The organism is Massilia sp. MP_M2 (genome assembly GCF_039123635.1).
GTDB lineage: Bacteria > Pseudomonadota > Gammaproteobacteria > Burkholderiales > Burkholderiaceae_D > Telluria.
On the sequence record NZ_JBCHJF010000010.1, the window covers coordinates 159,631 to 179,638 of the forward strand.

The window sequence follows — 20,008 nt, forward strand, 5'->3', positions numbered from 1 at the left end:
CAGCGTCGTTCCCCGCCGGTGCGGGAACGACGCTTTACCGCGGTGCCACCTGCGTCGCGTTTCGGCCGGCTCCTAGCGACGCATCATCCCCGGGCCGTGGCCGTGACACTGGCCCACCATCCAGGCACGGCGCCAGCCCCTGTGGTACATTGCCCGGCTTATGCACACCCTGAAATACCTGACCGCCTACCCCGAACAACTGCGCACCCAGGTCAGCGGCCTGATCGCGCAAGACCGTCTTGGCGACACGCTGCGCCAGCGCTATCCGGCGCCGCACGGCATCCGTACCGACCGCGCCCTGTACGACTACGTCCAGGACCTGAAGGACGACTACCTGCGCCAGGCCGCGCCGGTGTCAAAAGTCGCCTTCGACAGCAAGATCCAGGTGGTCCAGCATGCGCTCGGCCTGCACACAGCCATCTCGCGCGTTCAGGGCGGCCGCCTCAAGGCCAAGCACGAGATTCGGATCGCCAGCCTGTTTCGCGATGCGCCACTGCCATTTCTGCGCATGATCGCCGTGCACGAGCTGGCGCACCTGAAAGAAAAAGAACACGACAAGGCGTTCTACAAGCTGTGCTGCTGGATGGAGCCGGCCTATCATCAGCTGGAGTTCGACGTGCGGCTGTACCTGACCTGGCTCGATCTGGCGGGCGCACGCCTGTGGAACGCCGAACCAGCGCCGCTTCCACGTTGATGTTACCATTCGCAACTATCGTTGCGCATGCGCAACGAAAATCACCGTCAATCGCTTGTCCTGTCGCGCTCCGCTCGACTTTGCCAGGACGCTTCGCTAGAGTCGTCTGGTTCTGGCCCGGTGTCACCCGACACCACACAGGCCCATGGCGCCAACATCACATCACATGCCTTCGCACTATTTTCCCGGCAAGCTATTGCCTGCCGCATTCGCCACTTGTGTGCTCGCCTGCACGCCCCTGCAGGCACAGGCGCAGACACAGGTAGAGGCACAGGCAGCCGACCCGGCGCCCGAGACCGTCGCAGGTCCCACGTGGAACCTGTCCGGCTTCGGCACGCTCGGCGTTGTCCATTCGAACCGCCGCGATGCCGATTTCAGCTCGTCCATCCTGCGCGCCAGTGGCGCCGGCGCGTCCGGCTCATGGAGCCCGGACGTCGACAGCCGCCTCGGCGCCCAGCTCGACGTGGGCCAGGGCGCGTGGTCGGGTGTGCTGCAGGTGATTACTGAGCAGCGCTTCGACCGCAGTTATCATCCGCGGATCGAGTGGGCCAATATCAAGTACCAGCTGACGCCCGATCTCGCCGTGCGCGTCGGCCGCATCGCACTGCCGGTGTTTCTCGGCGCCGAATCACGCAAGGTCGGCTATACCATTCCATGGGTGCGTACGCCGGTCGAAGTCTATGGCGCATTGCCGATTTCAAGCAGCGACGGGGTCGACGCGACCTGGCGCTGGAATGCGGGCGCCATGCGCCACGCCACCCAGGTCTTTTCGGGCAGTACCGACCAGGATCTGGGCTATGGCCTGCAAATCGACGCCCAGAATATTCTGGGCCTGTCGCACAGCATCGACTCCGGCCCCCTGACCGTGCGCCTGTCGGCGGCGCGCGCACGTCTGAGCACGGCCATCGCCGCCGACCTGTTCGCAGGCTTGCGCATGTTCGGCCCCCGCGGCCAGATGCTGGCCGAGCGCTACGCCATCGTCGACAAACGGGTGACGATGATCAGCGCCGGCGCCAGCTACGATCCCGGCACCTGGTTCGTCACCGCCGAAGCGGGGCGCACGCGCACCGACTCCCTGCTCGGCGGCGCCACTGCGGTGTATGTCGGCGCCGGCTGGCGCCAGGGCGCATTCACGCCCTATGTCGGCTATGCGCAGATCCGCGCCGACGTACCGACATCCGACCCCGGCCTGCCGCTGGAAGGCTTGCCCGCGCCCCTCGCCGCCCGCGCCGCCCGGATCAATGGCGCACTGAACATGCTGCTGGCGGCGATTCCGATCCAGACCACCTGGAGCACCGGCGTACGCTGGGACGTCGCCGCCGACCTGGCGCTCAAGCTGCAGTTCGAGAGCGTGCGGCCGCGCGGCGGCTCACGCGGCACCCTGATCAATTCCACGCCTGCGTTTCGTTCGGATCGCACGACGAACGTGACCAGCATTGCGCTGGACTTTGTCTTTTGACACCGATGAAAACACGCCTCGGTACCTATGCCCGCCACATGCTGGCCCTGTGCACGCTGTGCTTTGTCGCCACGAGCGCGTCGGCCGAACTGGTCGTCATCGTCTCGAGCCGTAACCCGAACCCTGTTCTCAACACCGAGCAGGTCAGCGCCATCTTCCTCGGCCAGACGGGCCGCTTCCCGGATGGCGCCGCCGCCGTTGCCATCGACCAGGGACTGGGCGCAGCGCAGCGCGACCTGTTCTATCTCCAGCTCACCGGCAAGACCCCGGCGCTGCTCAAGGCGCACTGGTCCAAGATGGTGTTCACCGGCCGCGGCCAGCCGCCGCGCGAAGCTGCGAGCGACACTGCCGTGCGCCGCATGGTGGCCGACAATCCGTCGATGATCGGCTACATCGAGCGCGCCGCGCTCGATCCGTCGGTGCGCCCGGTGCTGGTGCTGCAGTGAGCACGCCATGAACATGCTCGCGCGTCCCACCGGTCCGGGCTCCGCTACCGGCGGCGAGCCGTCGGCGGGCGCACCGGGCATGCGCGGCCTGCGCGCGCGCTGGCTTGGCCTGGCGCTCGAGACGCACATCTCGCTGCCGCTGTTCGCGCTGGCGCTGCTGGGCGCCATGTGGTTCGGCACATTGCATGTGATCGAATCCGAGCGCCGCGCCGCCGTCTTGGCCACGCGCGACGCCACCCAGGAATTGCTCGACACCTATGAAGCACAACTGGCGCGCAGCCTGAGCGCGATCGACCAGACCCTGCGCGTTCTGAAGTACGCGGTCGAGCAGAATGGTCCGACCGGCGCCCTGCCCGCGCTCGCAGCCAAGGGTCTGCTGCCGCCCGGCCTCGTGTTCCAGGTCGAGATCAGCGACGCCAGCGGGCGCATTGTCGCCAGCAATCCCGCATCGACGCAGCGCGACCTGGCACGCACGGCGTGGTTCGAATTTCATCGCCAGACCCGCGACGACGTCCCATTCGTCAGCCTGACGAGCCAGGGCGAGGGTGCGCAAGAACCGACCGTCCACTTTTCGCGCCGCATCAACGATGCGGCCGGGCGCTTCTCCGGCGTGGCAGTCGTCGCGCTCGATCCGGCCTATTTCACCAGCGGCTACGAACGCTCGCGCCAGGGCGATCGCGGCCTGCTCGGCATGGCAGGCACCGATGGCGTGCTGCGCGCGTTGCGCGTGGGCGAAACGGTGTCGTGGGGCCAGCGCTTTGCGCTGGGCGCACATGGCGGTGTGGCGGCCGGCACGACCGCGCGCGGCGCCCCCGTGCTCAAGGCTGTGGTGCGCTCGGTCGCCAGCCGTCCGATGAGCAGTTTCCCGCTGGTCGCGGTGGCCGGCCTGTCCGAAGCAGAGCAGATGGCCGAGTTCTACCAGGGACGGCGCGCCTGGCTGCTTGGTGCGGGTGCGGCCAGTGCGCTGTTGATTGCCGTCGTGATCCTGGTCAGCGCATGGTCATGGCAGCTGGCCAAGGCGCGTCGGCGCGAACGGCTGGCGCAGGAAACCTACGCTGCTGCGTCCGAAGCCAGCCCGGATGCCTTCTTCGTGCTGCGCACCGTGTTCGGTCCGCGCGGCGAAGTGCGCGATTTTATGGTTGCCACCACCAACAGCCGCGCCGAGCGCTTCACCAGCCTGTCCAAGCAGCAGATGGCCGCCAAGCCGATCTCGGGCCTGTTGCCACCATCGATCAGCCAATCCATATTCGACGACCTGGCGGCAGTGGCGCGCGACGGCATTGCGCGCGAGACGGAATGGCAGGCGCAGACCATGCCCCAGCCCGGTGTCTGGCTGCATCGCCAGGCGGTGGCCGTCGAGGGCGGCGTGGTGGTGATCGTGCGCGACATCACCGAGCGCAAGGTCGGCGAGCAGCGCATCCGTCATCTGGCGCACCACGACGACCTGACCGGCCTGCCCAACCGCAGCCTGCTGCGCGAGCGCCTGGGCAAGGCGATCGTCACCGCCGCCGAAGCGGGCCGCGCGGTCGGCCTGGCGTTCATCGACCTCGATGGCTTCAAGCTGGTCAACGACACGCTGGGCCACAACGCCGGCGACGAACTGCTCAAGGTGGTCGGCGCGCGCATGCACCGCTGCCTGCGGCGCGACGACACGCTGGCGCGCTTTGGCGGTGACGAATTCGTGATCCTGCTGCCGGAACTGGCGGGCGATCCGATGGCGATCGCCCCGCTTCTCGAGCGGGTGCGCGAAGCCGTCACCGAGCCGGTGCTGGTCGAGGGCCAGGAAGTCCAGGTCAGCTGCAGCATCGGCGTGACGTTCTACCCGCGCGACGGCGTCAGCGCCAATGCCCTCATGATGCACGCCGACGTGGCCATGTACCGCGCCAAGGAATTGGGCAGCAATAACGTGCAGTACTACGTCAGCGAAATGAACGAGAGCGTCGACGAAAAACTCGTGCTGCTCGAAGGCCTGCGCGCAGCGATCGACACCTGCGCCGAAGACTATCCGGGCCCCTGCCAGTTCCAGCTGCTGTACCAGCCGAAGATCGACCTGCGCACGAATTGCCTGTTCGGCGTCGAGGCGCTGATTCGCTGGCACCATCCGGAGCAGGGCCTGGTCTCGCCGCTGCGCTTCATCGGCCTGGCCGAAGAAAGTGGCCTGATCGTGCCGATCGGCGACTGGGTGCTGCGCACCGCCTGTGCCCAGGCCCAGCAATGGCGCACCGATGGTCTGCCGCCAGTGAGCGTGTCGGTCAATGTCTCGGCGCGCCAGTTCGAAGACAAGCGCCTTGTCGAGCGCGTTGCCGACGCCCTGCGCACCAGCGGCCTGCCGGCCAATGGCCTCGAGGTCGAAGTGACCGAAAGCCTGATCATGCGCGACCTTGGTCGCTCGGTCGACAAGATGCGCGAGCTCGAAGCGATGGGCGTGGCGCTGTCGATCGACGACTTCGGCACCGGTTACTCGAGTCTGTCGGCGCTGAAGTCGTTCCCGATCAGCCGCCTCAAGATCGACAAGTCGTTCGTTGCCGACCTGGCCGACTCGCCCGACGACCAGGCGATCGCGATGGCCGTGATTTCGTTGGGCCACATGCTCGACCTGCGCGTGATCGCCGAAGGCGTCGAGACCGAGCAGCAACGCGACTTCCTGCGTGCCAACGACTGCGACGAAATGCAGGGTTACCTGTTCAGCCGTCCACTCCCGGCCGGCGACATCGCACGCCTGCTCGCAGGCGGCGCAGGAGACGCACATGCACGCTGCATCCAGTAACGCCAGCACGAGCGCTGCACTGCCCCAGGACGCGCTCATGCAGCGCCGCATGCGCAACTACTGGTTCGCCACCGCGATGCTGTACGTGGCCACCATGGGCCTGCTGGCGGCGCAGGTCGGGGCTGGCTACACGCCGCGCGGCCCGGCGCTGGTGCTGAGCATCGTCGCCGCCTGCGGCACGCTCGCGTTCTATGCCCTGATCCGCTTCAGCAAGCGGCTACAGATCACGCCCGACATGCTCGCCGCGCTGCAATCGCTGTTCGCGATCGGCTGCGTCATCGCGGGCTATGCGATCGCCGGCCCGCTGCGCGCCTCGCTGTTGAGCATGCTGGTGGTGGCGATCGCCTTCTGTACGTTCGCCATGCACCCGCGCCGGGCGCTGCTGCTGGCCGGCGCCGCACTGGCCGGCATGGCCGGCATCATGTGGTATTTGCAGGCCAGCGATCCCATGCGCTACCCGCCCGCTGTTGAAGCGATGAGCTTCTGCTACCTGGCTGCCGCCTTGCTGGCGACCACGCTGCTGACCAGCGAAATGACCAAGTTGCGCCGGCGCATGAAAGCCAGCCGTCAGGAGCTGCTGGCAGCGCTCGACACCATCCGGCTGCTTGCCACGGTCGACGAATTGACGTCGCTGGCGAATCGTCGCCACATGAACGCGTTGTTGGGCGCCGAAGAACGGCGCTCGGTGCCCACGACCAGCTGCGTGGCGCTGCTCGACCTCGACCTGTTCAAGCAGGTCAACGACCAATATGGCCACGCGGTGGGCGACGCCGTACTGCGCGGGTTTGCCGGCGCGGCGCATGGCGCGCTGCGCGAACACGACACGCTGGCGCGCTGGGGCGGCGAAGAATTCCTGCTCCTGCTGCCGGACGCCACGGCGCAGGCGGCGCGCCAGGTACTCGAGCGCATCGTCGCGCGCGTGCGCGCGCTGCAGATCGACGGGATGGATCCGGCGCGGCCGATCAGCTTTTCGGCCGGTCTGGCCGAACGCCGCGATGGCGAACCATTCATGGAGGCGATCAACCGCGCGGACAAGGCCCTGTACCGGGCCAAGGCGGCGGGACGCGACCGGATCGAAGTGGCGTAGCCTCTTAGCGCTAGCCTTTCAATTCGTCGGCCGCGGCCGCTGGCAGGCTTGACGCCAGCACAACGGGAGCGGCTGCGCGCAGGCGCTGGATCAGCAGGTCGGGATCGCTGTCGGCGATCATCAGGTGTTCGTGTTCGGGCCGCACGAACCCTTCGGCCACCTGGTGGCCCACGAAGGCACGCAGGCCGTCGTAGAAGCCGTTCACGTTCAACAGGCCGATCGGCTTGGCGTGGATGCCCAGCTGGGCCCAGGTCACCATTTCGAACAGTTCTTCGAGCGTGCCCATCCCGCCCGGCATGGCGATGAAGCCTTCGGACAGATCGGCCATCATCGCTTTGCGCTCGTGCATGTCCTTGACGACGAACAGACGCGTGAGGCCCGCGTGGCCCACTTCGCGCTCGACCAGCGCGCGCGGGATGACGCCGGTGGCTTCGCCGCCCAGGCGCAGCACTTCGTCGGCGATCACGCCCATCAGGCCGACCTTGCCGCCGCCATACACGAGGCTGATATTGTGGTCGACCATCGCGCGCGCCAGCAGGCGCGCAGCATCGGCGTGGACCGGGTTGACGCCGCGCGCGGCGCCGCAGTAGACAGCAAGGGTTTTCATCGTAGGCATTTTCAAAGGAAATCAGCGCCAGGCCGGGCGTCGGCCGACAGTTTTTTAAGATAGTCGTCAGAGAGCTTCTCGAACAGCACGCGCGTCTCGCCATTGAGGTAGGGGCCGACCATCGACAGCACCTGGTAGCAGCCGCGCGCCAGCGCATCGGCAATGGCCTGCTGCTCGCTGTATTTGCGTGGGTTGCGCACGTATTCGAACGAAAGCCAATAGGTGGCCACCACCACCATATTGGTGGCCATGGCACCGATCTGCTGGTCGGACGCGTCGAGCGAGCCTTCGCTGCGCAAGTCTTCGCACAGCTGGCGCGCGACCTTGATCTTGTGCGCGTGGATCGCCTTGAAGTGCAGTTCGAGCTTGCGATTGCGCGACAGCAGGTCGTTCAGGTCGCGGTAGAAGAAGCGGTAGCGCCAGATCAGCTTGAACATATGGTGCAGATACAGCCACACGTCTTCCATGTTCGAGCGGCGCCCGGCAGGCACCGTCAGGATGCGCTCGATCTCCGCCTCGAACTGGACGAAGATCGAGTTGACGATATCGTCCTTGTTGCGGAAATGATAGTACAGATTGCCGGGCGAGATATTCATCTCTTCGGCAATGACGGTGGTCGTGATATTGGGCTCGCCGAACTCATTGAACAACCTGAGCGAGAGCTCGAGGATGCGTTCACGGGTCCGGCGCGGTGCTTTTTGTTGCATGTAGGCCGCTGTTCGTGTGTGTACCCGCAAGGATATCATCGAACGGTCGTTCTATCGAGCAAACTGCCGGATGACTGGCCTGGGAATCGCCTTACGCCATGCCCCGCGCGCTCTGCAGGCGGAAGGCTGCGTCGAGCTGCTCGCGCAGCGCGCGTGCGCCAAGCGGCTTGATGTAATGGCCATCGGCCACGCCGCTCCTGATGGCCGCTTCGATGTCGGTCAGGTCGGGCTGGCCGGACAGCATCAGGCGCACCGTGTTGGGGTAACGCGCTGCCGCCTCGGCCAGCACTTCGGTGCCGCGCATGCCGGGCATGGCCTGGTCGCACAGAATGACTTCGACCGGTTCGTGCGACAGCACCTGAAGCGCTTCTTCGCCCGAGCAGGCGCTGAGCACGCGGTACGGCTGGCCGACCAGCATGTCGTTGAGCACCCCCAGCATGAAGCGGTCATCGTCGACCAGCAGCAGCGTGCGCGCGCCGGTGTCCCGCGCTGATGCCGCCCCGGTTGGCGCCGTTGCCTGGGCCGGGGACGGGGATGGAGACGGCGCCGGCGCAGCTGCGGATGCCGGCGCGGTGATGAGGAATGCTTCGAGCTCGGCCACGAAGCTCTCGGGTTCAATCGGCTTGCTGATGTAGCCATCGAAGCCGGCAGCCAGCAATTTTTCACGGTCGCCGGCCATCGCCAGCGCGGTCACGGCCAGGATCGGCACCGCGGCCAGCGCCGGGTCGCCCTTGAGTTCGGCCAGCACGGCAAATCCGTCCATGCCGGGCAGGTTCACGTCACAGGCGATCAGGTCGGGGCGCTCGCTGCGCGCCGCGGCAACACCGCGGGGGCCATCGGCCGCGCTCAGTGGCGTGTGACCGTATGCGCTGAGCAGGAACGACATCAGTTCGATGTTCGCCGGGTTGTCTTCGATGATCAGGATGCGCGCCACTAGGTGCTCCGAAGAATGCGTTATTGACATCACTGTACCACGCGCGGGCGCGGGGTGGATTCACGCAACGCCGTGCACAACAAGGAGTGCGGGACAGGCCGTCTGCACGCGCGCGATCTCGGCCATGACCAGCGCCAGCACGCGCCGGTTGCGGCCCAGCGCAACGTGGCCGACGCCGCCCATCTCGACGTTGCGCGCACCAATCAGGTGACCCGATGTCTGGGGCGCCACGATATTGTCGTGATGCGTGTAGATCGACGTGATGCGCGCGCGCGTGGCGGCGTTTTCGTGTGCCGCGAGTTCGTTCAGCCACGCGCAGGCAGGACCATCGATCCCTCCCCGCCGCATCTGCGCCGCGTTAATGCCGATCCCGAACGCCGCCAGGCATGTGCCGTGGTGCGGCGTACCAAGCGTGATGACGTGCGCCGCATGCGCGCTCCCATGACGGCGCAGCCAGGCGCGCGCCGCCAGGCCGCCCATGCTGTGAGCGACGACGATCACCTGCTGCGCGCCACTCTGTTGCCGCAAGCGTGCCACGCCCTGCTCGATCGCATCGGCGAAGCCGTCGATGTCGCCGGTGAGCGGCTCCAGGTCGAGCGTGGCGTGGCTGATGCCAGCCGCCTCGAGCCGCCGCGTCAGGTGCGCCCAGTAGCCGCTGTTGCAGCCGTAACCGTGCAGCAACAGGACGGGCGGCGTGGCGCAGCCGGGATGGATACGCATACAGGGCCGCGCGCGCGGCATGTGCCAGGAGCTGGCCAGCATGCTGGCACCGAACTCTTCGCCGAACATCCGCAAGGCGGCTACCACCCCGAGCTGGTGCTCGGGCGGCGTGGGACTGGCCACGCGCCAGCTCATCACGAAATTGTTCGCGTTGATCGCCAGGCGCACCAGCATCACGCTCGCCAGGCCGATAGCGGCAGCTTGCCACGGCCCGGCGCCGGCCCGCGCTGCGCCCGCGCCGATGGCACAGGCGATCAGCACCTGCACGAGCAGGACGAGGCGCAGCAGCAGGCGCGAACTCATGCCGGCGCCGCCTGCGAAAGGCTGGCGCGGCGCGGGGCAGGATCGATGCGGTTGGTGTCCATGACGCGAGTATAGGCTTGCGGCGGCGGCGCCATCAACGGGGTGGCGTGTCCTTCAGGATCGCGCGCGCGATGCCGCGCAGGATATTGACTTCTTCGAGCTCCAGGCCACCCCGCGCGAACATCCGTTTGATGCGCGGCATGAGTTTTTTGGGGTTGTCGGCATTCAGAAAACCGATGGCGACCAGTGCCTGCTCGAGGTGCGTGTACATGCCGTCGATCTGGGTCACGCTGGCGGTGTCGCCCTGGAAGCCGACGCCACGCGTATCCGGGACGCCACCCATGGACGCCATGGCTGCCATGCGCGCCTCGTAGGCCAGCACCTGGGCCGCCTGCGACAGGTTGAGCGACGAATAGTCGGGGTTGGCCGGGATGTTGATCAAGACATTGCAGCGCTCTACAATCTCGTTCGGCAGTCCGACGCGCTCGTTACCGAACACGATGGCAGCGCGCAGCTCGGGCGCCGTGCCGGCGTGTTCGGCGAATGCGCGCGGCGTCCAGACGGGGGGCGAAAATTCACGCAATCGGGCCGAGACGGCAGCGGCGAAGTTGCAGCCGTCGAGCGCCGCGCCGATATCGGATACGACCCGTGCATTGTTCAGGACGTCGCCCGCGCCGCTGGCAAAGGCGACGGCTTGCGGATCGCTGACGAAATCGGCGCACTTCGGCGTGACCAGCACCAGATCGGTAAAGCCCATCGTCTTCATTGCGCGCGCGACCGAGCCGATGTTGCCGGCGCGGCTCGTTTCGACGAGGACAAAACGCAAACGGCCGAACAGCGGCGGCGCTCTGAAAGAAGAAGTGTCGGTTTGGGTCGGGTTCATTTACAATAGCGACCATCGCGTGTTGCGGACGGTTTTACGGTAGCGGGGGAAAGCCCCGGATTGTAACGGGTTCCGGCGCCACCCTGCTCTTTAATCACTCTTCAATAGCTGATCGTTCACGACGCCCCATCGGTGCGTGAGTGGGCGTTCGCGTTCTTACGGAAAAAGCCTCCATGCACCCAATGCTCAACACGGCCATCAAGGCCGCCCGCCGCGCAGCCACCGTCATCAACCGTGCGTCCTTCGATATCGACCGCATCGTCGTTTCGGAAAAGCAACACAACGATTTCGTCACCGACGTCGACCAGGCGGCGGAGCACGAGATCATCGAAACGCTGCTCAAGGCATATCCGGGCCATGCCATTCTGGCCGAGGAAAGCGGTGCATCAGCCAATCTGAACGACGAGAGTGAAAACGTGTGGATCATCGACCCGATCGATGGCACCACCAACTTCCTGCACGGCTATCCCAACTATTGCATTTCGATCGCGCTCAAGCAGCGCGGCGTGATCACGAACGGCCTGGTCTATGACCCGGTCCGCAACGACCTGTTTACCGCCACCAAGGGCGGCGGCGCCTATCTGAACGACAAGCGTATCCGCGTGCGCAGCACCGAGCGTATCGGCCGCGCCCTGCTGTCGTCGGGCCACGGTCCGGATCCACGTGCACTGGCCGAATACCTGCGCATGTACGAAGTCGTGGCCTCGCGCAGCCATGGCGTGCGCAGCGGTGGCTCGGCAGCACTGGAGCTGGCCAACGTGGCTGCCGGTCGCATCGACGGCTTCTTTGAAAAGAACCTCAAGATCTGGGACATCGCGGCCGGCGCCCTCCTGGTGACGGAAGCTGGCGGCATCGTCGGTGAGTTCAGCGGCGAGTCCGATTACCTGAACAAGGGCGACGTCATCGCCGCCGGCCCGAAGGTTTTTGGCGCGCTTGTCCCGCTGTTGTCGCCTTTCGCGTAAAATACACGTTGTAACAGTCAGGCCACTCGCAGGCGGCGCTTGCCAGTGGCCTGTGCTTTTGTACAAAACGTTACAGAGTTCCGCATCAAATACTTTCTACAGTGAAATACACTTCACTATAATCCCTGCTAGCCGCCTGTGCGGCAGCGTCCGGGCGCCCGCTAGCTTGCGCGCCTGCATCGATCAATCCGATTCCAGGACTGCCGCCATGCATGGCGACGGGCCGCTTTTTTACTGAAAAACTCTATGTCATTTTCTTCACTTGGTCTTTCTGACGCGATCGTGCGCGCGGTAACCGAACAAGGCTATACCGCCCCGACCCCGATCCAGAGCCAGGCCATTCCCACCGTGCTCAACGGCGGCGATCTGCTCGCCGGCGCCCAGACCGGCACCGGCAAGACGGCCGGCTTCACGCTGCCGATCCTGCATCGCCTGTCGAACGACACCATCGGCGCAGCGCAGAAAAACAAGACCTCGCCACGCGTGATTCGTGCGCTGGTCCTGACCCCGACCCGCGAACTCGCGGCTCAGGTCGAGGAAAGCGTGCGCCTGTATGGCGCGTACACGAACCTGAATTCCGCTGTCATCTTCGGCGGCGTCGGCATCAATCCACAGATCAAGCTGCTCAAGCATGGCGTCGACATTCTCGTCGCCACGCCTGGCCGCCTGCTGGACCATGCGGGCCAGGGCACGGTCGACCTGTCGAAAGTGGAAATCCTGATCCTGGACGAAGCTGACCGCATGCTCGACATGGGCTTCATCCACGACATCCGCAAAGTGCTGGCGCTGCTGCCGGCCAAGCGCCAGAACCTGCTGTTCTCGGCCACGTTCTCGGAAGAGATCAAGACGCTGGCCGATCGCCTGCTGAACAATCCGCAGATGATCGAAGTGGCGCGTCGCAACTCGACCGTCGAAGTCATTGCGCAAAAGATCCACCCGGTCGACCGCGACAAGAAGCACCCGCTGCTGTCGCACCTGATCAAGTCCAACAACTGGACGCAGGTCCTGGTCTTCATGCGCACCAAGCACGGCGCCAACAAGCTGGTCGAGCAACTGGGCAAGGACAGCATCGGCGCGATGGCCATCCACGGCAACAAGAGCCAGTCGGCACGTACCAAGGCGCTGGCCGAGTTCAAGGACGGTAGCCTGCAGGTGCTGGTCGCCACCGACATCGCCGCGCGCGGCATCGACATCGACCAGTTGCCACACGTGGTGAACTACGACCTGCCGAACATCCCGGAAGACTACGTACACCGCATTGGCCGTACCGGCCGTGCCGGCGCGACGGGTGAGGCGGTGTCGCTGGTGTGCGTCGACGAGCACCAGATGCTCAAGGACATCGAAAAGCTGATCAAGCAAACGCTGCCGCGTGAAGTGATCGAAGGCTTCGAGCCCGACATGAACGCCAAGCCGCAACCAATCCAGCTGCGCAGCGGCGCCCCGGGGCACACCGGCCGCGGCGGCCGTCCCGGCAATGGCGGTGGCCGCAGCAACGGCGGCGGCAACGGCGGTGGCAACAAGCCGCGTACCCCCGGCGGCGCCCCCGCAGCCGCAAAACGCAGCGGCCCCCGCCCCGCCTCAGCCGCCCGCCGCGACCGCTAATCCAATTAGGGTCAGAGTCGAATTATCGAGAAAGATTGTCACAACGCTCGCTAATTCGATGTAACGCAGAGGTGAATGGCACTAAAGCTATTACTCAATAATGAGGGTCAGAGTCGAATTGTTTGACAACTTTAAAAGTTGTCATTTAATTCGACTCTGACCCTCATTTTTTATTGCCATCCAGCTTCTAAAACTGCGGCTATTTCAGCAATCAGTTTTCGACAAAAAAATTGCTTCGTAAGTTAGCGCTTATTTTTGGCCGCACAACTGTTTTTCACTTGATAATCAATTAGGGTCAGAGTCAAATTATCGAGCAACATCCCGGCATCAGTTTGCCGGGGGATTCTTGCATCGTCGACTTCCTCAAATTCAATTACACAATAAGTAGGGTCAGAGTCGAATTTTTTGATAACTTTTAAAGTTGTCATTTAATTCGACTCTGACCCTACTTTTATTTTGAGGCGGTGAATGGGTGGGTATTGAGGAATGACAAGGTCGAATGGCCGGGGGTGGGAAGAATGGGATTTTCTGGATTCGGGAGGTGGTATGGGGCGCAGAGTGGTGGTGCGTGTGGGGATTCTGGTGGGACTGTTGTTGGCGGGATGTACTTCGCCGGAACAGGTCAGCTTGGGTCAAGTGAGGGAATTTGCGGATGCGTCGGCCAGGCTGGGCGGGTATGCAGAGTTGTCGCGGCGGTATCGGGATACCTATGAGCGGGAATTGCCGTACCTGTCGCCGCAGGCCGAACGCCTGGCACGCGAGACCGATGCCAGGCGGCGGGCGGTATTTGATGATTTTGTCGCAATTCAGAAAACGCTCGTGCTGTATATGCAGACGCTGAGTTTGCTGGCTGGCGATGGCCGCTACGATTTATCGGAGCGCATTGATGACCTGGGGAGCGGTCTCAATGCGATGGCGGATTCCGGGCTGAAGAAGCAGCACGTGGCGGCGTATGCCGGGCTGAGCGGACTGCTGACGCGGGCGATCGCGTCCCGCTACCAGAATCGCAGCGTCGACACGATGGTGCGTGATGGGAATGCCGATGTGCAGGCGCTGATCGATGCCATGATCATCCTCACCAGCATTTATGAAAAGGCCAACGAGAATGAACAGAAGACCGTACTTGGCCTCTTTAATGCGGAAATCCCGATGTCCAACCGTAATGCCGATCGCATGCTGTTGACGCTGGCGAAAGTGCACCTGCAGAACAAAACGGCCGAGTACAAGCTGATCGACCGCCGTTACAAGCTCGCCCAGCAGGGCCTGACCAAGGTAGCGCTCGGCCACCAGAAAATGCGCGAGAACATGTCGCAGCTGAGCAGCGACGAAACGCGCCGCATGCTGGCCGGCTATGTTCGCGACCTGAATAAAATCCGCGACGCTCTCAGCGCCGAATAAGGGGGAACATCATGGCAACATCTTCACAGGGTCATCCCGGGCAGGTGCCAGACAAAGTCAGCAAGACGCCAACCACGCTTGCTCCAGGGCAGCAGGCGGCATCGCTGCTGCCGAACGAACCGTCACCACCGGCGTCGGCCGTGACCTGCTTGACCACCGGCGCAATGTCTACCGCGCACCAGCCTGCCACTGCCGATCTGGGTATCGCTGGCGCCGTTGACGCCAACGCGCTCTCGAGCATGCCACACGTGATTGACCTGGCCGACAGCGTGGTCCGGTTCGCGGATCGACTGCACGAACGCATTTTGCAAGAGATCGCGAGCCATCACGGTCACACCATCCCGGATGCGCAGCAGGTCATGCTCCGCGCATTGATGGACGATGAGCTCTTGCTGCGCCAGCACGCCCATGCGCTATACCTTGACGCAGCCACATTCGTCATCCACGATCTGGCCCAACCACAACATCGCTTGATGGCACTCACGACCGAGGCGGCCGAAAAAATCCGGCGTATTGGTGTCATCGGTGAAGCCATCGGCCTCGTTGGCGGCGTTCTTCTACTGGTTGGCAGCATCGGTACCGGTCAGTTTTCGCAGGTGGGCGCCGCGCTGGATAAGATACAGCTTCACAACGCCACGCTCAAAACGCTCAAACCAGGCCTGCCGCCCAAAGCCTGACCCCCTGCGCCGAGCTGGTGCGGCCAGCGACAAACCGCCACCTCGAACACGCACTCAGGCGATGACGTCAGGCCGGCTCGATGGATCGAAATCGGCCCAGTCGCCGGCAACGATAGTGCCCTGCGCACGCTCGATATGATGCGCACCGAGCTGGCGCAGCAGATCGACGGCGCGCTCCTGGAGCGCTGGGTCGGTCAACGCGACAGCCACCAGCATGCCGGCCGTGCGTGGTGCCACTGCGTTTTCGCCCCCCTCTTCCGGTTCGCCCCGGTCTTTCATCTTCGAAAAGCTGAACAGCGAGCCGATATGCCCGCCCACCAGTCCGCCGACGATCGGGCCGATCGGCCCGGTCAAGGGCGACGTTGCCGCGCCAACGGCCACGCCAACGGCGCCGCCCGTTGCCATGCCCTGCACAACGCCCTCGGGGGTCTCCTTTGCGCCGGGCGACTGCACATGGTCGCCGCCGATGGGTGTCATATCGTGCTGTCCGGGCTGGCTCAGATAAAAGCCACTGATGCGATCGGCTTCGAAGCCCGCCTCGACCAGCGCACTGCGCGCGCGGTCGACGTCGTCCTGAAGCTGGAAACGCCCTGCGATGATCATAGACATAAGCAAGTTCTCCTGGATAGAGAGATCAGCATGCGCCTGCCACCGCGACCCATCTGTACGGCGCCGCACGCACCCTGTCACACCCCGGCAGACGAGATTTTCAGCAGACTTACCTCAGCTTAGCGCCACTGCCCATAGACCACACCGTACTGCGGCGGTTCCTCGTCCGGCACCGGTGGGGCACTTTGCCATTGACGTGGATCGATCCTGTAATACTTGAGGAATTCATCGTACAAGGCGGGATGGCGCGCGGCCAGCTGGTGCGGTTGCTCGAAGAAGCTTTCCGTGGCGACCGCGAAAAATTCGGCGGGGTTCGTGGCACCGTAATGATCCAGCACACCCTGCGTGCCCCACATGGCCTCATGCCGCAGGTTCGCGTAATCGCGCGACAGCACCTTGGACCAACTACGGTAGCGCTCGCTGCTGCCCAGATATGGCGCGCCATTGGTGTCGCCGGACTCGCTGTCAAGCTGATGCGCAAATTCGTGCAGTACGACATTGTGGCCGGGCGCATCGGCGGTATCGCCGCGCCGCACATGATCCCACGACAGGATCACGCGCCCATCGCCCCACGATTCGCCGAGCAAATCCTGCCGCTCTTCGGTCACCACGCCGGACGCATCGATCTGCTTGCGCGGCGCCATGAACGCCCCCGGATACACCAGGATCATCTCGAGCGTCGGATAACTGACCGGCGTTGCGCTCTCACCAACCCGCCCCAACAGGAGCAAACACGCCTGGCCGGCAATGGTCACGCGTATTTCGTCCGTTACCTCAAGCCCGGCGCAGCCGACAAACTTCTTTTGATGCAGAAAATGCTGGACCATCCGCGCGAGCCGTTGCCGCTGCAGGTCATCCATGCCCTTGTATTGCATGATATTGCGCGCCAGGATGGCGACATGCGCCGGCGGCAGCGGCCGTGAAACGGCGCGGCGCAGGCGCCACTTGGGCACCAGCCAGGCGGCCAGGATGACGACGACCAGCAACCCGAGAACAAGCGCTTCCATCATCAGGTCCGTTCAGCGAGCCAGGCCTCTACATCATCGGCGCCGCCGATCAATTCACCACCGACAAACACTTGTGGCCACGTCATGCGGCCGCTAATGCCGCGCAAGACGATGGAATTGATCTTCTGGTCCTCGGCAATCTCGGTGAAATGCAGGTCGTGATCACGTAACGCCTGCTTCGTGCGCGCGCAATGCAGGCAGCCGGGCCGCGAAAACAGGACGACCGGCTCAGGCACCTGGGCTTGCGGCGCAACGTAATCAGGCATCGTGTCGGCGTCCGAGACCTCGAATGGATCGCCTTCCTCGTCGGCCTCGATGAAGATCTTGTCGATCACACCATCGCGCACGAGCATCGAATAGCGCCACGAGCGGCTGCCGAAACCAAGGTCGCGTTTGTCGACCAGCATGCCCATTCCGGTCGTGAAGTCACCATTGCCGTCCGGGATGACCGTGATATTGTCGGCATCCTGCCCTGCTTTCCACTGGTTCATGACATAGGCGTCATTGACCGATATACACAACACTTCATCGACGCCATGCGAGCGCAGCACGGGTGCCAGCTCGTTGTAACGTGGAAGGTGTGTGGAGGAACAGGTTGGCGTGAAGGCCCCCGGCAGCGAAAACACCACCACGGTGCGTCCCTTGAAAAGCTCATCTGACGTGACATCACGCCACTGGTCATCCGGGCGCGCCTTGAACGTCACCTTTGGTACGGATTTGCCTTCCAGCGATTCGGTACTTGGTAACATCGATACTCCTATCTGGTTGATTGTGCATCGCGCAACGACAGCGATATGGCAGGTCAGGTGAGGACTATTGATTTGTTTTCAACATACGCCCGCAAAAAACACGGCCCAAAAAACAAAACCGCGCAATATGCGCGGCAAAGGACGACAGCGTTCGTCAGGACCGTGGCCAGCGCGGGTCTCGACCGCACCAGCCTCGGGGGCGCAACTGCGGCGCCTTACTTGACTGCAGGTTGGCCTGGTGGCGGGCCGAACAGTGCTGCAACGAGTGGATCGCGTGCCACAGGGCTGCGATTGACGCGGATCGCGTAATGCGTGTCATCGGCCAGGATGTGGAAATGACGACCGCTGCCGGCCATGTTCTGCTCGCGCAGACCTGGACGCTCCTTGCGTGGGGCCACGCCTTCGCGCTTTGGCTGGCAGATCGCTGCCAGGAACGCCTTGACGCGATCCGGGTCAGGCGAAATCTGGTACACGGCCTTTCCCAGGTAAGTGGCGGTGCCTTCGATGTAGCGGGCCAGTTCGATCACGCCGGCTTCACGCAGGTCGCGGATGTACTTGCGGGCGCCGGACGGCGAGAACTTGAGGAACCAGGCGATTTCATCGGCCAGCATTTCGTGGCTCGACAGTTCATTGATCAGCTTTTGCATGTTTTCAATGCGGCGCTGGGTGGCGGACGTCGAACGCACGCGCTCGATCGGGGCCAGGGAAATCGGTGCGCGCTCGGTTGGCTGTGGTGGGACGCGTTCAATCAGCGCCGAATTGCCGGAGGTGTGCACTGCGCCGGTTTCGCTATGTACCGCGTTGTGCTGTGTCGTTGCATGCATATTGATTAGCTCCAATAGAGAGTGAGACTGTGTGGTCCGGATCGCTGTGTGTCGTGTGACACCCTGACAACATCTCGGTTCCGCTTAACTAGCCTCAAGATTGCCTGCATCAGACACCATGGTCTGTGCGCCATCCAACATTCGACAAGATTCCTGAAAGCACCATGGTGCAGAGCACCAAACACATTGTTTTGGGGCTGCTGGTGGGGTACGTTGTAATCTTGTGAACTCTCTAAAACATGACAACGTGGCGGCGTCATGTCATCTGCACGAACAACACTATACCTGCATGACGGCCACATGACATTCAGCCGTGCGCACCCTCTATTGCGTGACATGACAGCGCCGTTACAGTTCGTTTCACCTTACAAAGGTGCGAATTTGACCACTGTTGTAAAATCGCACAGCGTTTTTCCTTTAGGTGCGGTAGCGCACCGAGGATTCTGAACCAGCACTGTTAAGCTTTGTCCAACTTAGCTGCTGACGCATGCTTCGTATTCAATTTTAACCAACGGGAGTTACCTGTGAACAACACCAAGAAAATCGCTCTGGCTGCAGCACTGCTGTGCGCATCCGGCGCCACCATCGCGCAAGAGATCAACCCATCGTGGTACATCCAGCCTAGCGTGAACCACGTTAAGCCAGATGCAGACTTCGGCGTTGATGACCGCGACACGGGTGGCGGCCTGAAGTTCGGTAAAGCGGTCAGCCAGAACTGGGACATCCAGGTCGGCGCGAGCCAGACCCGCTTCGAACAGGGTCGCAGCGAATACCGCCAGACCCTGCTGGGCGCGGACGCTCTGCTGATGCTGAGCCGTGAGCGTTTCCGTCCATTCGTCCTGTTCGGTCTGGGTGTTGAGCGCGACAAGGTCAACAATCCACTGCGCAACGTCGAGAAGAACTCGCCGTACGCTACCGTTGGTATCGGTTTCCAGGCAAGCCTGACCCCGCAATGGTCGCTGCAAGCTGACCTGCGCACCGTGCGTGGCTTCCTGCGTGATGACGAACTGTTCGGCTTCAAGCGCAGCAACAACAAAATGCTGACCGTCGGCGTGAACTACGCGTTCAACCCGCCACCAGCAGCACCAATGCCAGCACCGGCACCAGTGGTCGAAGCACCAGCTCCAGCACCTGAGCCAGTCGCACCACCACCACCACCAGCACCACGCTTCCAGAAAGTCACCCTCGAAGCGACCAAGATGTTCGCCTTCGACAAGGCTGTCGTGATCACCCCAGCGCCTAAGCTGGACGAGATCGCTGCTGCCCTGCAAGCTGACACCAGCGTCACCAACGTTGAAATCACCGGCTACACCGACCGTCTGGGTTCGGAAAGCTACAACCAGAAGCTGTCGGAGCGTCGCGCCATGGCCGTGCGTGAATACCTGGTCGGCAAGGGTATCGACGGCAACCGTCTGCGCGCTATCGGCAAGGGCGAAGCTAACCCAGTCGTCGAGTGCAACCAGAAAGGCCGCGCTCAGCTGATCGCTTGCCTGGAACCTAACCGTCGCGTCGAAGTCGACCAGATCACGGTTGAAGTCCCAGTCCAGCGTTAATACCTGAAGCTGTCACTGCC

19 protein-coding genes are annotated in these 20,008 nt (G+C 63.5%); 10 read left to right on the top strand and 9 right to left on the bottom strand.

What is annotated here, in order from left to right; genetic code table 11:
* Nucleotides 1–160: 160 nt before the first annotated feature.
* The 5 genes from RCH14_RS19825 to RCH14_RS19845 all read left to right on the top strand — a co-directional run bounded on the left by RCH14_RS19825 (nucleotide 161) and on the right by RCH14_RS19845 (nucleotide 6,453).
* Nucleotides 161–694, top strand: a complete 534-nt coding sequence (locus RCH14_RS19825) for a M48 family metallopeptidase (protein WP_343027812.1) — start codon at nucleotides 161–163, stop codon at nucleotides 692–694.
* A gap of 166 nt (nucleotides 695–860) precedes the next feature.
* Complete coding sequence (locus RCH14_RS19830; RefSeq protein ID WP_343027813.1) at nucleotides 861–2,153, top strand: hypothetical protein; 1,293 nt, start codon at nucleotides 861–863, stop codon at nucleotides 2,151–2,153.
* 5 nt (nucleotides 2,154–2,158) lie between these two features.
* Nucleotides 2,159–2,599 (top strand): phosphate ABC transporter substrate-binding protein, encoded by a 441-nt coding sequence (locus RCH14_RS19835; protein WP_343027814.1) that lies wholly within the window; start codon nucleotides 2,159–2,161, stop codon nucleotides 2,597–2,599.
* A gap of 7 nt (nucleotides 2,600–2,606) precedes the next feature.
* Nucleotides 2,607–5,366 (top strand): EAL domain-containing protein, encoded by a 2,760-nt coding sequence (locus tag RCH14_RS19840; protein ID WP_343027815.1) that lies wholly within the window; start codon nucleotides 2,607–2,609, stop codon nucleotides 5,364–5,366.
* Nucleotides 5,347–6,453 carry a diguanylate cyclase domain-containing protein gene (locus RCH14_RS19845; protein WP_343027816.1) on the top strand — a complete coding sequence of 369 codons (1,107 nt, stop codon included), beginning with the start codon at nucleotides 5,347–5,349 and terminating at the stop codon, nucleotides 6,451–6,453. The genes RCH14_RS19840 and RCH14_RS19845 overlap by 20 nt, the downstream gene beginning before the upstream one ends.
* A 10-nt stretch (nucleotides 6,454–6,463) precedes the next feature.
* Here the strand turns inward: RCH14_RS19845 and RCH14_RS19850 are convergent, their stop codons facing one another.
* From RCH14_RS19850 to RCH14_RS19870, 5 genes are all read right to left on the bottom strand, one after another.
* Nucleotides 6,464–7,060, bottom strand: a complete 597-nt coding sequence (locus tag RCH14_RS19850; protein ID WP_343027817.1) for a TIGR00730 family Rossman fold protein — start codon at nucleotides 7,058–7,060, stop codon at nucleotides 6,464–6,466.
* Between the two features lie 11 nt (nucleotides 7,061–7,071).
* Nucleotides 7,072–7,767: a TetR/AcrR family transcriptional regulator gene (locus tag RCH14_RS19855; protein ID WP_183550752.1), complete on the bottom strand. Its 696-nt coding sequence runs from the start codon at nucleotides 7,765–7,767 to the stop codon at nucleotides 7,072–7,074.
* Between the two features lie 91 nt (nucleotides 7,768–7,858).
* Complete coding sequence (locus tag RCH14_RS19860; RefSeq protein ID WP_343027818.1) at nucleotides 7,859–8,701, bottom strand: response regulator; 843 nt, start codon at nucleotides 8,699–8,701, stop codon at nucleotides 7,859–7,861.
* A gap of 60 nt (nucleotides 8,702–8,761) precedes the next feature.
* A complete protein-coding gene (locus tag RCH14_RS19865) occupies nucleotides 8,762–9,724 on the bottom strand; it encodes an alpha/beta fold hydrolase (RefSeq protein ID WP_343027819.1) in 963 nt (320 codons plus the stop codon).
* 94 nt (nucleotides 9,725–9,818) lie between these two features.
* The gene (locus tag RCH14_RS19870; protein ID WP_343027820.1) at nucleotides 9,819–10,607 is read right to left on the bottom strand and encodes an RNA methyltransferase; all 789 of its coding nucleotides are present in this window, start codon (nucleotides 10,605–10,607) and stop codon (nucleotides 9,819–9,821) included.
* Between the two features lie 182 nt (nucleotides 10,608–10,789).
* Here RCH14_RS19870 and RCH14_RS19875 point away from each other — a divergent pair, with 182 nt between their 5' ends.
* The 4 genes from RCH14_RS19875 to RCH14_RS19890 all read left to right on the top strand — a co-directional run bounded on the left by RCH14_RS19875 (nucleotide 10,790) and on the right by RCH14_RS19890 (nucleotide 15,246).
* Nucleotides 10,790–11,569 carry an inositol monophosphatase family protein gene (locus tag RCH14_RS19875; RefSeq protein ID WP_343027877.1) on the top strand — a complete coding sequence of 260 codons (780 nt, stop codon included), beginning with the start codon at nucleotides 10,790–10,792 and terminating at the stop codon, nucleotides 11,567–11,569.
* A gap of 246 nt (nucleotides 11,570–11,815) precedes the next feature.
* On the top strand, nucleotides 11,816–13,171 hold the full coding sequence (locus RCH14_RS19880; RefSeq protein WP_343027821.1) for a DEAD/DEAH box helicase: 1,356 nt from the start codon (nucleotides 11,816–11,818) through the stop codon (nucleotides 13,169–13,171).
* Between the two features lie 546 nt (nucleotides 13,172–13,717).
* A complete protein-coding gene (locus RCH14_RS19885) occupies nucleotides 13,718–14,569 on the top strand; it encodes a hypothetical protein (RefSeq protein ID WP_343027822.1) in 852 nt (283 codons plus the stop codon).
* Between the two features lie 164 nt (nucleotides 14,570–14,733).
* On the top strand, nucleotides 14,734–15,246 hold the full coding sequence (locus RCH14_RS19890; protein WP_343027823.1) for a hypothetical protein: 513 nt from the start codon (nucleotides 14,734–14,736) through the stop codon (nucleotides 15,244–15,246).
* Between the two features lie 54 nt (nucleotides 15,247–15,300).
* On the opposite strand, the gene RCH14_RS19895 is transcribed toward RCH14_RS19890, so the two are convergent.
* The 4 genes from RCH14_RS19895 to RCH14_RS19910 all read right to left on the bottom strand — a co-directional run bounded on the left by RCH14_RS19895 (nucleotide 15,301) and on the right by RCH14_RS19910 (nucleotide 18,435).
* Nucleotides 15,301–15,855 (bottom strand): hypothetical protein, encoded by a 555-nt coding sequence (locus tag RCH14_RS19895; RefSeq protein ID WP_343027824.1) that lies wholly within the window; start codon nucleotides 15,853–15,855, stop codon nucleotides 15,301–15,303.
* A 119-nt stretch (nucleotides 15,856–15,974) separates the two neighbouring features.
* The gene (locus RCH14_RS19900) at nucleotides 15,975–16,862 is read right to left on the bottom strand and encodes a M90 family metallopeptidase (protein WP_343027878.1); all 888 of its coding nucleotides are present in this window, start codon (nucleotides 16,860–16,862) and stop codon (nucleotides 15,975–15,977) included.
* 2 nt (nucleotides 16,863–16,864) lie between these two features.
* Nucleotides 16,865–17,611: a glutathione peroxidase gene (locus tag RCH14_RS19905; RefSeq protein ID WP_343027825.1), complete on the bottom strand. Its 747-nt coding sequence runs from the start codon at nucleotides 17,609–17,611 to the stop codon at nucleotides 16,865–16,867.
* A gap of 215 nt (nucleotides 17,612–17,826) precedes the next feature.
* A complete protein-coding gene (locus RCH14_RS19910) occupies nucleotides 17,827–18,435 on the bottom strand; it encodes a winged helix-turn-helix domain-containing protein (RefSeq protein ID WP_332529899.1) in 609 nt (202 codons plus the stop codon).
* 524 nt (nucleotides 18,436–18,959) lie between these two features.
* Here RCH14_RS19910 and RCH14_RS19915 point away from each other — a divergent pair.
* Nucleotides 18,960–19,988 (top strand): OmpA family protein, encoded by a 1,029-nt coding sequence (locus RCH14_RS19915; RefSeq protein WP_343027826.1) that lies wholly within the window; start codon nucleotides 18,960–18,962, stop codon nucleotides 19,986–19,988.
* Nucleotides 19,989–20,008: the final 20 nt, after the last annotated feature.

What these genes read in the sequence shown, in the direction of transcription:
- RCH14_RS19825 (WP_343027812.1), top strand. Translation starts at nt 161, where the DNA reads ATGCACACCCTGAAATACCTGACCGCCTACCCCGAACAACTGCGCACC.
- RCH14_RS19830 (WP_343027813.1), top strand. Translation starts at nt 861, where the DNA reads ATGCCTTCGCACTATTTTCCCGGCAAGCTATTGCCTGCCGCATTCGCC.
- RCH14_RS19835 (WP_343027814.1), top strand. Translation starts at nt 2,159, where the DNA reads ATGAAAACACGCCTCGGTACCTATGCCCGCCACATGCTGGCCCTGTGC.
- RCH14_RS19840 (WP_343027815.1), top strand. Translation starts at nt 2,607, where the DNA reads ATGAACATGCTCGCGCGTCCCACCGGTCCGGGCTCCGCTACCGGCGGC.
- RCH14_RS19845 (WP_343027816.1), top strand. Translation starts at nt 5,347, where the DNA reads ATGCACGCTGCATCCAGTAACGCCAGCACGAGCGCTGCACTGCCCCAG.
- RCH14_RS19850 (WP_343027817.1), bottom strand. Translation starts at nt 7,060, where the DNA reads ATGAAAACCCTTGCTGTCTACTGCGGCGCCGCGCGCGGCGTCAACCCG.
- RCH14_RS19855 (WP_183550752.1), bottom strand. Translation starts at nt 7,767, where the DNA reads ATGCAACAAAAAGCACCGCGCCGGACCCGTGAACGCATCCTCGAGCTC.
- RCH14_RS19865 (WP_343027819.1), bottom strand. Translation starts at nt 9,724, where the DNA reads ATGAGTTCGCGCCTGCTGCTGCGCCTCGTCCTGCTCGTGCAGGTGCTG.
- RCH14_RS19870 (WP_343027820.1), bottom strand. Translation starts at nt 10,607, where the DNA reads ATGAACCCGACCCAAACCGACACTTCTTCTTTCAGAGCGCCGCCGCTG.
- RCH14_RS19875 (WP_343027877.1), top strand. Translation starts at nt 10,790, where the DNA reads ATGCTCAACACGGCCATCAAGGCCGCCCGCCGCGCAGCCACCGTCATC.
- RCH14_RS19880 (WP_343027821.1), top strand. Translation starts at nt 11,816, where the DNA reads ATGTCATTTTCTTCACTTGGTCTTTCTGACGCGATCGTGCGCGCGGTA.
- RCH14_RS19885 (WP_343027822.1), top strand. Translation starts at nt 13,718, where the DNA reads ATGGGGCGCAGAGTGGTGGTGCGTGTGGGGATTCTGGTGGGACTGTTG.
- RCH14_RS19890 (WP_343027823.1), top strand. Translation starts at nt 14,734, where the DNA reads ATGTCTACCGCGCACCAGCCTGCCACTGCCGATCTGGGTATCGCTGGC.
- RCH14_RS19895 (WP_343027824.1), bottom strand. Translation starts at nt 15,855, where the DNA reads ATGTCTATGATCATCGCAGGGCGTTTCCAGCTTCAGGACGACGTCGAC.
- RCH14_RS19900 (WP_343027878.1), bottom strand. Translation starts at nt 16,862, where the DNA reads ATGGAAGCGCTTGTTCTCGGGTTGCTGGTCGTCGTCATCCTGGCCGCC.
- RCH14_RS19905 (WP_343027825.1), bottom strand. Translation starts at nt 17,611, where the DNA reads ATGTTACCAAGTACCGAATCGCTGGAAGGCAAATCCGTACCAAAGGTG.
- RCH14_RS19910 (WP_332529899.1), bottom strand. Translation starts at nt 18,435, where the DNA reads ATGCATGCAACGACACAGCACAACGCGGTACATAGCGAAACCGGCGCA.